Here is a 13591-nt window from a genome sequence, read left to right as displayed (position 1 = left end):
AGCGATGATGATGCGAGCCGGTCTTTCAAATATGTGAGTCTTTGCTCGTATATTACAAAATCACACCTGCTTCAGCCGTTCCAGTGCGGCATCGAGCGTGGCGTCTTTCTTGGCAAAGCAGAAACGCACGATCCGATGATTGGATTCGGGCGCGTCGGGCTGGCGATAGAACGCGGATACCGGGATCACGGTGACGCCGTGCTTGACCGTGAGGTCGCGCGCAAAATCCGCTTCGCTCTGCTTGGATATCTGGCTGTAGTCGGCCAACAGGAAGAACGTGCCGGGGCTGGGCAGGGGGCGGAAACGCGTCTGGGCCAGGCCTTGCGAAAGACGGTCGCGCTTGGCCTGGTAGAAGGCCGGCAATTCCAGGTAGGGCTTGGGATCACGCATGAATTCAGCCAGTGCGATTTGCATCGGCGAAGGAACCGTGAACACCATGAACTGATGCACCTTGCGCAGCTCGGCGCTCAGGTGGCGAGGCGCGCAGCAATAGCCGATCTTCCAGCCGGTGGTGTGGTAGGTCTTGCCGAAAGAAGAGATAACGAACGCATGCTCGGCCAGCAAAGGACGGCGCGCCACGCTGGCATGCGGTTTTCCGTCAAACACGATGTGTTCGTAGACCTCGTCGGACACAAGCAGCACGCCCGTATCGCGCACGATGGCTTCCAGCGCATCCAGGTCGCTGTCTTCCAGCACGGCTCCCGTGGGATTGTGCGGGAAGTTCAACATCAACAGGCGCGTCTTGGACGTGATGGCGTCACGCACGCGCTGCCAATCGATGCGGTAGTACGGGTCGGCTTCCGTAGGCGCGCGCAGCGGCACAGGCACTGCGGTGCCGCCCGCGAGGCGAATTGCGGGCAGGTAGGAGTCGTAGCAGGGCTCGATGACCACGACTTCGTCACCGCTTCCGACAGCGGCCAGCACCGTGGCCATCAAGGCTTCGGTGGCGCCGCTGGTGACGGTGATCTCGGTCTCGGGGTCGTAGGAATGCCCGTACAGTTCGCGCGTCTTGGCCGCGATGGCTTCGCGCAGGGGCGCCACGCCGGGCATGTAGGGATACTGGTTGTGGCCTTCGGCCATGGCCTTGGTGACCAGCGCGCACAACGCGGGGTCCGGATCGAAGTCAGGAAAGCCTTGACCCAGGTTGATGGCCTTGTGCTCGATGGCCAGGCGGCTCATCACGGTGAATATGGTGGTGCCGACGTCGGGAAGTTTGGATCGGATCATGTTGGACGCAAGGATGAACGCGGGTAGGCAAGGAAAGTTCTCGTAAGTATCCCACTAACTCATAATTCATTTTTCATGAGCTTCTAACGCGGACAAGATTGTGGGCCAGAACATGTTGTTGCGGGTGATCGGCGGCTTTGCCATTGCGCTGATCGGTGCGTTGTTGGCGGTACGGGCGCACATGCCCCTGCCCTGGATGCTTGGAGCGCTGCTGCTGACTGCAGCCACGCGCATAGCCGGCGTGGGAACCGCGTGCCCCCGGCCCGCGCGCAATGCGGGGCAATGGGTCATCGGGACGTCGTTGGGCTTGTACTTCACGCCGCAGGTGCTCGGCCACATCGGCGGCAATGCCGGCCCCATCATTGTCGGCATGCTGTTCGCGCTGGTGCTGGCGTTCATGGGCACCGCCATTCTGCGCCGCTACACCGACGTCGACTTCAAGACGGCGTGGTTCTCGTCGGCCATTGGCGGCGCGAGTGAAATGGCGAATCTGGCCGAGCGGCACGGGGCGCGCATCGACCGCGTCGCAACGGCTCACAGCGTTCGCGTGCTTCTGGTCGTGGTCACGGTGCCCTTCATCTTCCAGTGGTGGGGTGTTGCCGGCCTGGATCCCACCGTGCCGGGTCCCAGAGACGTACATGGCCCGGGCTTGGCCGGCCTTATCGCCTTGACCATCATCGGCGGCGCGGTGTTCGTGAAATGGCGGTTGCCCAATCCGTGGGTGTTGGGGCCGATGCTTGTGGCGATGGTGCTTACCGCGAATGGTATCGAGCTGTCCGCATTGCCCGACTACGTGCCGAAGGCGGGCCAGCTGTTGATCGGGTGGTCTCTCGGGGATCGCTATCGGCCGGATTTCTTCAGGGCCGCGCCACGTTTCATGGCGGCGGTCGCTGGTTTCACGATGTTGGCCCTGACGCTTGCATTCGGCGTCGGAGCGCTTCTTTCGTGGTGGTCTGCGGCTCCCATACCCACCCTGATTCTCGGCACCACGCCTGGCGGCATCGCAGAAATGGCCATTACCGCCAAGCTGCTGCAGTTAGGCGTGCCGGTGGTAACGGCGTTTCACGTTACCCGCATGGTTTTTGTCGTGATTGTGACCGGGCCCATCTATGCGTTCCTGGTGCGGCGGCAGGCGAATTCCGCGTAGCGGTATTGCCGTTCCAGTGAAAAAAACGCCACATTGGGGTAAACAACTATATGACTCTGTAATGCCGGATGAGTATGCTGATTCCGCAGTTGATTCAAGCAGCGCGCGGACTCGTTCTGCCGCGCTGGCGACAAGCGGGAACACAGGTTTTGCACCGATCGTTCAGTTCGCACGGCGTCCTTGATTCATTGCATTTCGATTTATTTACAGGACGCTAGAAAAAATGGCTCAGAAGGGCAAAGTCAAGTGGTTCAACGCTGACAAGGGTTTCGGTTTCATTACGCCGGACGTGGGCGGCACCGATGTGTTCGCACACTTTTCCGCCATCCAGGGTCGCGGCTATCGCAGCCTGAATGAAGGTCAGGAAGTCGAATTCGAAGTCAAAGATGGTCCGAAAGGACCTCAAGCGGCCGAAATTCGCCCGCTCTGAATCGGGAAATCCCAATTTCCCGTTAGCCAGGTTAGGCCTGGCTACAACGCCCCAAGACCCCCGGGTCTGGGGCGTTGTGTTTTTTGGCGCGCCTATTTGCGGTGCACCGTCCACGGATTCAATCGAGGAAGTTAGTATTCACTAACTTATTCTCGATCATTGGATAACTCTGTGGATAATTATTTTCGGGAATGAGTATTCGGCTGCTCAGTTATGAAGCAAAGGGTATTGTCCTTACTCGGTTTTGCACATTTTTTTGGGGTTCGACTTGAGTGCTGCCGGTTTCCTGCACGAATCTCCTCAACACACGCCGCATATCATCCAAATAGTCATTTTGGTCGCTATTCCCGGGGGAAATGGCACGTTTTGCGTGTATCCCCGCCCCCTCCACAGGGCGCCTGCCGGGAATAGTGATGGTTGATTCCCCGCCTTTTATCCCCGGTCCGCACGCATGGTTGGGTAATTGTTCACAAAGATATCCCCACCCCTGTTATGCACAGAATTAGTCCTTCAGCTGCCCAAATTCGGGGAGTCAGCCTGTGGATAGAAATGGGGATATCAAGAGCTGGAGTTGGGGTCGGGCACGCAAATTGCGGATGCGTTCCCCCTTGGACCGCAGCGCCAGTTTGCGTGCCGGGGTCCGCCATTCTCAGGTTTGAGATATTCCTGAAAAGTTGATCAGCGACTTTTCCACAGGCTTTCACGTGAAGTCTCGTCGTCTCCGCCATATGGATGATGGTGTCTTCGGAAAAGTGCGAGCAAGATAATTGACGTGACAATCAACGTGCGCTCTTGGCGATCGCGTTGATTGGACCGGTGGGGACAACGATGTGTATAACGCAACCTCCGGAAGTCACGTCATTGGCGAAGGGCTTGAACGATGCGCGAATACTGTTTTGGTATTCGCGGCTCCGGGCGTTACTGGGACGCAACATACAGGGCGATCCCGTTTCGGGTTGGGGATAAAGACAAGTTGTGCAGCCAACGTTTCAGCTGGCGGGAGGCTCGGTTTTCTAGCTAAAAAGATCTGCCGTCGTTCGCGCATGGATTTCATGGTGGTCGCGCGGTTTCTTAATGCGAAGCAAAAGCCCCAGAAGTGTGGAAAACCAGGTGTCGCCCAAGAGTCGATGTTTTCGCCTGTTGATAAGAATGTGCGTAACCTCCCCGTCGCCGTAGTCGATAGGATGGTTTTCAGAGGAAGAGACGCGCTGTGTCGGTCTTCGCTTCCTGTGGATAACGACGAAGCCATAGTGCGCGGCTGACGGTAGCCTGAGCACCGCCCAGCGTATCAAGTGCCGCGTTCTGTCGGCCGCTCAAAGTGCTGAACATGATTGCCCAACGAAGCAACGGGGCTGTGGCGCGTAGTCGGCGTTGTCTTGGACGTGAAGAATCTTTGCACCTGGCCTGTCCTTGCTTCGGTTCATCCCGCCCTTGCCTGGCTTGAAGTTCGCGTTCGTCGATTCACTGGTTTCAGAAAAAATTCGTTTTTTTCGGCCTAGGGGTAGGCCAGGGTGGAATAAATCGATATTTTTCTGCTTTCTTACCTTTTCCGAAACTTCTACATCCGGGGACTTAGGCGGCGCTTAGGTGGTCCAAGCGGCGTCCTCGTCTCGTCGCGGGGAGGCGGATAGGGCGTGTGTCTCTGCCAACGTTTCACGTGAAACACCGAGGCCACCCGAATCGCGGCGCTCAGCTAAGCGCATGTTCCACGTGAAACTTTACAGGGGCGAGTCACGGCGGCCTTGTGTGTTTTACGTGCGACTAAGTGAGATCGGAATTAGGGCAGGAGGGCCGAGCCAACGTGATGACATGCGGCCTTTAATTGTTACGCGAAAGAGGTGTTCCACGTGAAACCAACTCTTCAGCAGGTGAAAGGACGGTCCGAGTCCGACACCGATGTGCCATATTCCAACGTGCTGGCTTTCAGTCGCTGCGCCAACTGTGTGGTGCCTGACTGCGACGTGGTCAGCCGCGGCTTTCAGCGAATTCATTCTCATCCACAGTCGAGCTCAGTGCAGTTGGCGCTATAGACACCGCCAGACACGCCATTGAATTCGAGTTCGATGCTGTGCTGGTGCGACCCGCGAGCTGGGGCGTCGTGCATGGCATCGACTACGGATGGCGCATATTCAGCCGGGCTCACCAATGGGTCTGCATGTTTCACGTGAAACATCAAAGCCCGTCGGGCAGTTGCTGCAGATTCATCTTGATGCCCAGCGGGATCCGTTGCTGCAATTACTCTGGGCAGAGGGGGCCCGGTTGAGGCTATCCGCAGCTACTTGCCAACGGTTCCGGGCATAGACCCAACCGAGGACCCGCGTGCCGGTGCTTTGTTTACTACATCGAGTTCAGACAATCTGTGGCGCCGAAGCGGGCAGGGGAGGACCTGATGTTCCACGTGAAACAGTGACCTCCGCGCTCCGTGTCCGGCTGTTGAGTACTGCTGGCATACAGACACTGAGACGCCTGGTCGAAACGCCTCTAATGCGGAGTACACGAAAGTCCTCCAGTCTTGGGTGGAGGCTGCCTCCTCGACCACGGTGCGTTCCACGTGAAACATGCCCGGCTTCGCACCCGGGCTCCTCTATCACCCAGTCCGCCTGGACGGTGTAGACGCGACAAGATACGGAGCGCTGTTAGCAACAATTGCTGGAAAGTGCCGCACCGTGACGTCGCTTTAAGGCAGAACATGCGACTGCGCGGTAGACACACATAGCGCGTTGCGGCCGGCGGGCGAAAAACATCGTAGGTCGACATCCGCCAGTGACCCATCGTCCCCTGTTTCACGTGAAACACAACATCGGCACGTGCCTGTATCTTCTGACGACGCCCGGCCAACCGGGGCATCGGTCGCCGAACGATGTGGAAATTACACAGGTCTGCACTGAGTCCAAAATGTTTCATGTGAAACATGGAACCCCTGCCTCTATAATGAGCGCCGAACGCTCTCTTCTTCACTTCCCCCCATCATGGACTATCCCCGCGAATTCGATGTCATCGTCGTCGGCGGCGGCCACGCCGGCACCGAGGCCGCTTTGGCTGCGGCCCGCACGGGCGCACAGACGCTGCTGCTTACGCACAACATCGAGACCCTTGGTCAAATGTCTTGCAACCCGTCGATCGGCGGTATTGGCAAGGGCCACCTCGTGAAAGAGGTGGACGCCCTGGGCGGGGCCATGGCGCTGGCCACGGACGAATCGGGCATCCAGTTCCGCATCCTGAACGGCTCCAAGGGCCCGGCGGTGCGCGCCACGCGCGCGCAGGCAGACCGCGTCCTGTATCGCAAGGCCATCCGTGGCCGCTTGGAAAACCAGCCCAATCTCTGGCTGTTCCAGCAGGCTGTCGAAGACCTGATGGTGGAGGGCGACCGCGTCGTAGGCGCAGTGACGCAAGTCGGGTTGAAGTTCAGGGCGAAGACCGTGGTGCTGACGGCGGGGACTTTCCTCAACGGACTGATCCATGTCGGGCTGCAGAATTACTCGGGCGGCCGCGCGGGCGATCCTCCGGCGATTTCCCTTGGCCAACGGCTGAAGGAACTGCAGCTGCCCCAAGGACGCCTGAAGACGGGCACACCGCCGCGCATTGACGGTCGCACGATCAACTACGCCATCCTGGAAGAACAACCGGGCGACCTGGACCCGGTTCCCGTGTTCTCGTACATGGGCAGCGTGGCCATGCACCCGCGTCAATTGCCGTGCTGGATCACGCACACCAATGCGCGCACCCACGACATCATCCGGGGCGGACTGGACCGGTCCCCTATGTACAGTGGTGTCATCGAAGGCGTGGGCCCGCGCTACTGCCCGTCCATCGAAGACAAGATCCATCGCTTTGCCGACAAGCAGTCGCACCAGGTCTTTCTCGAACCTGAAGGCTTGGACACCCACGAGGTCTACCCGAATGGCGTGTCGACGAGCCTGCCGTTCGATGTTCAGCTCGACCTGATCCATTCGCTGCCGGGACTGGAGAACGCACACATCATGCGGCCCGGTTACGCCATCGAATACGATTACTTCGATCCACGTGGACTCAAGAGCACGCTTGAGACTAAGGCAATCAACGGGCTTTTCTTCGCGGGCCAAATCAACGGCACCACGGGCTACGAAGAGGCTGCGGCCCAGGGCCTGTTGGCTGGCGTGAATGCCGCACTCAAATCGCAGGACCGCGAACAGTGGACCCCGCGTCGCGACGAAGCTTATCTTGGCGTGTTGGTGGACGACCTGGTCACGCGCGGCGTGACCGAGCCTTACCGCATGTTCACGTCGCGGGCTGAATACCGTCTTAGCTTGAGGGAAGACAATGCCGATCTCCGCCTGACTGAAATCGGTCGCCGGCTCGGTATTGTCGACAATATGCGCTGGGATGCCTTCAACCGCAAACGCGACGCGGTCGCTGCCGAAGTCGAACGCCTGAAGGCTTCCTGGGTGAATCCGCGGTTGCTGCCGGCCGAGGTCTCTGAACCTCTGCTGGGCAAGGCAATTGAACGTGAGTACTCACTAGCTGATCTGTTGAAGCGCCCGAGTGTTTCCTATGAAGCCCTCATGGCCGCCCGCAACGTCGACGGCTCGCTGCTGGCGGGTCCCGGCGTGTCGGATGACGAGGTCCTGTCTGAACAGGTCGAAATCCAGGTCAAGTACGCCGGCTACATTGCCCGACAGCAAGACGAGGTGCAAAAGCACCTGGCGCACGAACAGCAGCCGATACCGGCGGATGTGGACTACGACGCCGTGACCAGCCTGTCGTTCGAAGTGCGCCAGAAGCTCAAGACCCACCGTCCGGAAACCATCGGCCAGGCCGCGCGCATCTCGGGCGTCACGCCAGCCGCCATTTCGCTCCTGCTCATTCACCTGAAGCGCCTGCATTACGGCTCGCGCAAGCAAGCGGCATGAGCGCGCCCGCCAATCAGGCCGGCACGCAGATGGCCGGCCGACTCACTCGCGCATGCGAGCAACTGGGCTTGCCCGCCGACGACGAGGCCGTAGCCAAGCTGCTCAATTACCTGGCGCAGATGCAGCGCTGGAATCGCACGTACAACCTGACCGCCATACGCGATCCTCAACAGATGCTCGTGCAGCATCTGTTCGACAGTCTGGCAGCCGTAAAGCCCTTCAGCGAGGCGCTGGCTGCGCCCGACACGGCAGCCAAGGTCTACGACGTCGGATCGGGCGGTGGCCTGCCTGGCGTCGTCCTGGCCATCATGCGGCCGCAGTGGTCGGTGACCTGCGTCGATGCAGTCGAAAAGAAGACCGCGTTCGTGCGTCAGATGAGCGGCGCGCTTGCCTTGCCCAACCTGCAGTCGCGACACGCCCGCATCGAAACACTGGCTCCCGCCGAGTGCAACATCGTCACGTCGCGAGCGTTTGCATCATTAGATGATTTTGCGCAACTCGGGGGTCGGCACGTAGCCAAGAATGGTACCCTCGTCGCCATGAAGGGCAAGGTCCCCGAAGAAGAAATCCAGGCGCTGCATGCGCGTGGGGAATGGCAAGTCGACCATATTCAGCCGCTCCAAGTGCCGGAGCTGCAAGCAGAACGCTGCCTGATCTGGATGCGCCGCAGTCAAGGAACCCTATGAACAACATACCCCCCAGCACATCCGCCCGCGTATTCTGCATTGCCAATCAAAAGGGCGGCGTTGGCAAGACGACGACCGCCATCAATCTGGCGGCGGGTCTTGCCACGCACAACCAACGCGTGCTGCTGGTGGACCTGGACCCGCAAGGCAACGCCACGATGGGCAGTGGCATCGACAAGAATTCGCTTGAATCGAACCTGTATCAGGTGTTGATCGGCGAGTCCTCCATCGAGCAGGCCCGTGTGAAGTCGGAGTCCGGCGGCTACGACGTGCTGCCAGCCAATCGGGAACTGTCGGGCGCCGAGATCGACCTGGTTCAGATGGACGAGCGTGAACGCCAGTTGAAGGCAGCGATCGACACCGTCGCCACACAGTACGACTTCGTGCTGATCGATTGTCCCCCCACGCTGTCCCTGCTTACGCTGAACGGCCTGGCCGCGGCCCATGGCGTGATCATCCCGATGCAGTGCGAATACTTCGCGCTGGAGGGGCTGTCGGACCTGGTCAACACCATCAAGCGCGTGCATCGCAATATCAACGATGACCTGCGCGTCATCGGGCTGTTGCGTGTGATGTTCGATCCGCGCATGACGCTGCAACAGCAAGTGTCCGCACAACTTGAATCGCACTTCGGCGACAAAGTTTTCAAGACGGTCGTACCGCGTAACGTGCGGTTGGCCGAAGCACCCAGTTACGGTATGCCGGGTGTCGTTTATGACCGTGCGTCACGCGGCGCGCAGGCGTACATTTCGTTCGGCGCCGAAATGATCGAACGCGTCAAAAGGGACTTGAACTAGCCGCTTCAGATGTCCGACGCCGCGCTCTTTATTCCGACACAGAACACGCTCTCCACGCCGCCCGCCGACGTGCGTAGTGCGCTGCACGTGCGGCTTGAAGAGGCGGCGCTCAACGCCACGGCGGTCGGCTCTCAGGTGCTCTATGATGGCTGGCTGGTGCGCTTCGCGCGCTCGCCGGCCAAGCGCGTCCGAAGCGTGAATGTGCTGGGGTTATCCACACGTCCCCTGGATGAGCGGCTGGCGTATTGTTCAACGTTGTATGCGCGCCATGGCTTGCCCATGGTCATGCGCGTCACCTCCATCGGCCCCGATTTTTCGCTCGACGCCGACCTGGAGGCCCGCGGTTATATCTACACCGGTGAGACCCGAGTCATGAGCATGCCGCTCGCCCCCCGGCCATGCGTCGGGGGCGATCTGCTTTTCAGGATCGTCGATTCCGATCGCTTCGCGGCGGCGGTCGGTGCCATGCGCGGTTCGTCCGCCGGGCATATTCATGAACACCAATCGCGCTTGCAAGGCCTGGCTGTGGATAAGCAGCCGGTCCTCGCAATCGACGCGGCGGGGCAGTGCGTCGCAGGCGGCCTGGCCGTTCGCGACGGCGACCTGCTCGGCCTGTTCGACATCGTCACCGACCCCGGACATCGGCGTAAAGGCTACGCCGCCGTTCTGGTCGAGCATTTGCTGGCCGAAGGCGCCGCCGGCGGCGCCACCACGGCTTATCTACAGGTTGAGCCGGAAAACACGGCCGCGCGGGCCTTGTATGGCCGCTACGGTTTCAAAGACTGTTACGCGTATTGGTACCGTTTGCCCGCCGAGCAGACGGACACCTGAGCCTCGGCTCGGGATACAAAGACAGAAGGAAAGAGGATTTAATTATGGCCACCAAGAAACCCAAGGGATTGGGTCGCGGACTGGACGCCTTGCTGGGCGCCGACGCGCCTGCCATCGACAACATCGGCAAGGCCGCGGCCAAGCCCGAGGGTCCCCCGTCCACCCTGCCCATCTCGAAAATGCGCGCCGGCAAGTATCAGCCGCGCACGCGCATGGACGAGGGCGCCCTGGGTGAATTGGCCGAATCGATCCGCACACAGGGCATCATGCAGCCCATTCTGGTGCGCGCGCTTGGCGAGGCCGCGCCTGGCCACTATGAAATCATCGCGGGCGAGCGGCGTTTCCGCGCTGCGCAACTGGCAGGCCTGAAAGAAGTGCCTGTGCTGGTGCGTGAAGTGGCCGACGAGAACGCGGCCGTGATGGCGCTGATCGAAAACATCCAGCGCGAAGACCTGAATCCCCTGGAAGAAGCGCACGGCGTTCGCCGTCTGCTCGACGAATTCGGCCTGACGCACGAACAAGCCGCCCAGGCGATCGGCCGTTCGCGGTCGGCCACCAGCAACTTGCTTCGTCTTATGAACCTGGCTGCGCCCGTCCAGACCATGCTGCTGGCGGGTGACGTGGACATGGGTCACGCGCGCGCGCTGCTCGCCGTCGACGCGGCCACGCAGATCCAGCTTGCGAACCAGATCATCGCGCGCCGTCTGTCGGTGCGCGAGGCCGAAAAGCTCGTCGCCAAGACCGCGAAGGAAGCCGAAGCGTCGGCACAGCCCAAGAAAAAAGCCAACGGCGTATCACGCGATCTGACTCGACTCGAAGAAGCGCTTTCCGACCATCTCGGCACCCGCGTCGCCCTGAAGGTAGGGGCCAAGGAAAAGGGACAGATCGTCATCGATTTTCATGGCTGGGAGCACCTGAATTCGCTGCTGGAACGCCAAGGCCTGTCCGGAGCCGTGGATGCCTGAGCGCGCCTTGCCCGTCATTGCGGTGCTGGCTACGGGCGGAACGATTGCTGGCGCCCAAGCCGATGCCACCGCTGCGGGATACAAGGCCGGCGCATTTTCGGTGAACGACCTGCTTGCGGCGGTGCCGCAACTGGCCGGCATCGCCGATATCCGCGCCGAGCAGGTTGCCAATGTCGGCAGCCAGAACATGACGCATGACGTATGGCGCGCGCTCGCGGCGCGTGTCGATGCCCTGTGCCAGGACGCGTCGGTGGCGGGCATCGTCATTACCCACGGCACGGATACGCTCGAGGAAACCGCCTATTTCCTCAGCCTGGTGAACCGTCACGACAAGGCCGTGGTTTTGGTAGGCGCCATGCGGCCGGCGACGGCGCTGGGCGCAGAAGGCCCGGCCAATCTCTACAACGCGGTCGCGCTCGCCCTTCATCCTGACGCGCGCGGTCGCGGGCCGCTGGTCGTCATGAACGAAGACGTGCACTATGCACGCGAAATCCAGAAGGTCGCCAGCGCCGGCCTGTGCGCGTTCGCATCGCCCAATCGCGGCCGCGCGGGCGTCATGCACGGCGGCGCGCCATGCTTCTATTCCCGCAACGCCACCACGCACGGCTCGCAAAGCGAGTTTTCACTCGCATTGCTGGAAAAGGCTGGATGGCCACGTGTGGACATCGTCTACGCGCACGCCAACCTGCAGGCCGACCTGATCGATTTCCTGGCCAGCGCGGCCGATGGAATCGTCCTTGCCGGCGTGGGCGACGGCAATGCCACCGACCTCGCCATTGAAGGCCTGCGCCGCGCTGCCGATGACGGCGTCGCGGTCGTGCGCTCCAGCCGCACCGGCAGCGGCTTGGTCGCGCCGAATGTCGAAATCGACGACTCCGACCAGGGTTTTGTCGCCGCGCGCGATCTGAACCCGCAAAAGGCCCGCATCCTGCTGATGCTGGCGCTGACGATCACGCGCGACCCCGTCGCGCTGCAACAGATCTTCGACCGTTACTGAGCGCCCGGCCTCACGGGCTGCGCCGTGGCGTCGGCCTGTTGCGCCAGCCCCAGGTTGGTCTTCAGCATGTCGTACACCTGCCGTGTCAGCGGATTGATCAGATCACGCCTTATCCACAGGAAATAGGTCACATCCGGCAGGGGCGGCAGTCCTTCCTTTTCCCCAAGCACCCGCATTTCAGGTCCCAGCAGTTCCACACTGCGCGCCGTCACGCCCAGGCCGGCGCGCAACGCGGCTTTAATCCCCACCAGGTTGGGCGCCACGTAGTTCGTGTGCCAGCGCACTCGCGCCTGTTCCAACGCATTGAGCGCCAGGCGGCGGAAGATGCTGGGATCATCCGCCAGCACCAGCGGCACCGGCGCATGCGCATCATGAACATAGTCCGCTGAAGCCAGCCAGACGGTCGGCGACGTGCGAAGGGCTACGCCCTCGAAATCCTGGTCGAAGCGCGTCGAAATCGTCAGGTCGATTTCACCGGCGCGCAACGCATCCATCAGGAACGGGCTGCGATCCACGCGGATCTCCAGCTTCACCCGCGGCGCGACCCGGGCGATATGCGTCAACAAGGTGGGCAGGATCGTGTCCGCCACGTCGAGCGGCGCGCCCAATCTTAGATCTCCCTCAAGTGGGCCGTCCTGCAAGGCGCGCAGCGCTTCGTCGTTGATGGCCAGCATGTGCCGGGCGTACTCGACCAGCCGTCGGCCATGCGATGACAACAGCTTGTTGCGCCCCTGTTTTTCGAACAGCGGCAAACCGATCATGGATTCGAGCCGCTGCATCTGTTGGGTAATTGCCGACTGCGTCTTGTGAAGCCGATTGGCGGCTTCCGAGAACGTGTCATGCTGCGCGATCGCTGTCAGCGTGCGGAGTAGATCCAGGTCGAGATTGCGCATTTGGTTTTAAGTCTGGGAGTTCAGGGATAACCCGACACATTAGCATCGCTAATGGAATGTTAAGGCAATTTAAATTGTTTGGAGGGTACGTCGGGCGATACAGTGATTGCAATAACTCATCCAGCAAGAGGGAAAATCAACGTGAGCACCGCACACCCCCACCAATCCGGCATCGACAGCACGGTTGAAAATATTAAAAAAACTGTAGGAAATAAGGGCCTGACCCGCGACAGCCTGCAGGCAGTGCTAGATGACCTGGTGGCGCTCGCGGGCAACACCGAATGGTGGAGCGCAGACCGTTATCCGGCGCCCGAAGGCGACGAGCGTCAGGCGCGCTACCTCATCGCCGAAGATTCCGACAAAAGCTATGCGCTTTACTTGAACGTGATGCGCCCGGGCAAGAAGATCGTGCCCCACAATCACACGACGTGGGCCTGTATCGCGGCAGTGGAGGGCGTCGAACACAATTACGTCTATGACCGCGTCGACGATGGCTCCGTGCCCGGCGTGGGCAAGCTGGAACAGACGGGCACCGTTGTCGTGGGCCCCGGCGCCGGCATTGCGCTGATGCCCGACGACATCCACGCCGTGGAGATTCAGGGCGACAGCGTCATCCGTCATCTCCACATGTACGGACGCGCGCTGGAAACGCTGAACGAGCGCCTGGGCTTCGACCTCGAGGCCGGCACGTGCAAGATCATGCCCATCGGCGTGCAGACGCGGCGCTGA

At 60.8% G+C, this 13591-nt stretch carries 11 protein-coding genes; 9 read left to right on the top strand and 2 right to left on the bottom strand.

Going from position 1 to position 13591, the window contains the following annotated elements; translation table 11 throughout:
• Nucleotides 1-60: 60 nt before the first annotated feature.
• Nucleotides 61-1227 (bottom strand): pyridoxal phosphate-dependent aminotransferase, encoded by a 1167-nt coding sequence (locus RT614_RS23785; protein ID WP_313624630.1) that lies wholly within the window; start codon nucleotides 1225-1227, stop codon nucleotides 61-63.
• A gap of 112 nt (nucleotides 1228-1339) precedes the next feature.
• Between RT614_RS23785 and RT614_RS23780 the strand changes: the two genes are divergently transcribed.
• The 8 genes from RT614_RS23780 (at nucleotide 1340) to RT614_RS23745 (ending at nucleotide 11969) form a co-directional block, all read left to right on the top strand.
• Nucleotides 1340-2374: an AbrB family transcriptional regulator gene (locus RT614_RS23780; RefSeq protein ID WP_313624726.1), complete on the top strand. Its 1035-nt coding sequence runs from the start codon at nucleotides 1340-1342 to the stop codon at nucleotides 2372-2374.
• Between the two features lie 223 nt (nucleotides 2375-2597).
• Nucleotides 2598-2804, top strand: coding sequence for a cold-shock protein (locus tag RT614_RS23775; RefSeq protein WP_008157480.1), 207 nt, complete (start codon nucleotides 2598-2600; stop codon nucleotides 2802-2804).
• 2969 nt (nucleotides 2805-5773) lie between these two features.
• On the top strand, nucleotides 5774-7693 hold the full coding sequence (mnmG, locus tag RT614_RS23770; RefSeq protein ID WP_313624629.1) for a tRNA uridine-5-carboxymethylaminomethyl(34) synthesis enzyme MnmG: 1920 nt from the start codon (nucleotides 5774-5776) through the stop codon (nucleotides 7691-7693).
• On the top strand, nucleotides 7690-8379 hold the full coding sequence (rsmG, locus tag RT614_RS23765; protein ID WP_313624628.1) for a 16S rRNA (guanine(527)-N(7))-methyltransferase RsmG: 690 nt from the start codon (nucleotides 7690-7692) through the stop codon (nucleotides 8377-8379). Before mnmG ends, rsmG begins: the two co-directional genes overlap by 4 nt.
• The gene (locus RT614_RS23760) at nucleotides 8376-9176 is read left to right on the top strand and encodes an AAA family ATPase (protein ID WP_313624627.1); all 801 of its coding nucleotides are present in this window, start codon (nucleotides 8376-8378) and stop codon (nucleotides 9174-9176) included. Before rsmG ends, RT614_RS23760 begins: the two co-directional genes overlap by 4 nt.
• Nucleotides 9177-9185: 9 nt before the next feature.
• Nucleotides 9186-10007: a GNAT family N-acetyltransferase gene (locus RT614_RS23755; protein ID WP_313624626.1), complete on the top strand. Its 822-nt coding sequence runs from the start codon at nucleotides 9186-9188 to the stop codon at nucleotides 10005-10007.
• A gap of 44 nt (nucleotides 10008-10051) precedes the next feature.
• On the top strand, nucleotides 10052-10972 hold the full coding sequence (locus tag RT614_RS23750; RefSeq protein WP_313624625.1) for a ParB/RepB/Spo0J family partition protein: 921 nt from the start codon (nucleotides 10052-10054) through the stop codon (nucleotides 10970-10972).
• Nucleotides 10965-11969: an asparaginase gene (locus RT614_RS23745; protein WP_313624624.1), complete on the top strand. Its 1005-nt coding sequence runs from the start codon at nucleotides 10965-10967 to the stop codon at nucleotides 11967-11969. Before RT614_RS23750 ends, RT614_RS23745 begins: the two co-directional genes overlap by 8 nt.
• On the opposite strand, the gene RT614_RS23740 is transcribed toward RT614_RS23745, so the two are convergent.
• Nucleotides 11963-12862, bottom strand: coding sequence for a LysR substrate-binding domain-containing protein (locus RT614_RS23740; RefSeq protein WP_313624623.1), 900 nt, complete (start codon nucleotides 12860-12862; stop codon nucleotides 11963-11965). The two genes, RT614_RS23745 and RT614_RS23740, sit on opposite strands and share 7 nt — an antisense overlap.
• 141 nt (nucleotides 12863-13003) lie before the next feature.
• Here RT614_RS23740 and RT614_RS23735 point away from each other — a divergent pair, with 141 nt between their 5' ends.
• Nucleotides 13004-13591, top strand: a complete 588-nt coding sequence (locus RT614_RS23735) for a cysteine dioxygenase family protein (RefSeq protein WP_313624622.1) — start codon at nucleotides 13004-13006, stop codon at nucleotides 13589-13591.

Source organism: Achromobacter sp., from assembly GCF_032102605.1.
GTDB lineage: Bacteria > Pseudomonadota > Gammaproteobacteria > Burkholderiales > Burkholderiaceae_B > Achromobacter.
Note: the sequence above shows the minus strand (reverse complement) of the source record. Positions and strands in the feature narration are given on the sequence as shown.

Coding starts and splice junctions, on each gene's coding strand:
- RT614_RS23760 (WP_313624627.1), top strand. CDS start 8,376: ATGAACAACATACCCCCCAGCACATCCGCCCGCGTATTCTGCATTGCC.
- RT614_RS23775 (WP_008157480.1), top strand. CDS start 2,598: ATGGCTCAGAAGGGCAAAGTCAAGTGGTTCAACGCTGACAAGGGTTTC.
- RT614_RS23740 (WP_313624623.1), bottom strand. CDS start 12,862: ATGCGCAATCTCGACCTGGATCTACTCCGCACGCTGACAGCGATCGCG.
- RT614_RS23745 (WP_313624624.1), top strand. CDS start 10,965: ATGCCTGAGCGCGCCTTGCCCGTCATTGCGGTGCTGGCTACGGGCGGA.
- RT614_RS23750 (WP_313624625.1), top strand. CDS start 10,052: ATGGCCACCAAGAAACCCAAGGGATTGGGTCGCGGACTGGACGCCTTG.
- mnmG (WP_313624629.1), top strand. CDS start 5,774: ATGGACTATCCCCGCGAATTCGATGTCATCGTCGTCGGCGGCGGCCAC.
- rsmG (WP_313624628.1), top strand. CDS start 7,690: ATGAGCGCGCCCGCCAATCAGGCCGGCACGCAGATGGCCGGCCGACTC.
- RT614_RS23755 (WP_313624626.1), top strand. CDS start 9,186: ATGTCCGACGCCGCGCTCTTTATTCCGACACAGAACACGCTCTCCACG.
- RT614_RS23785 (WP_313624630.1), bottom strand. CDS start 1,227: ATGATCCGATCCAAACTTCCCGACGTCGGCACCACCATATTCACCGTG.
- RT614_RS23780 (WP_313624726.1), top strand. CDS start 1,340: ATGTTGTTGCGGGTGATCGGCGGCTTTGCCATTGCGCTGATCGGTGCG.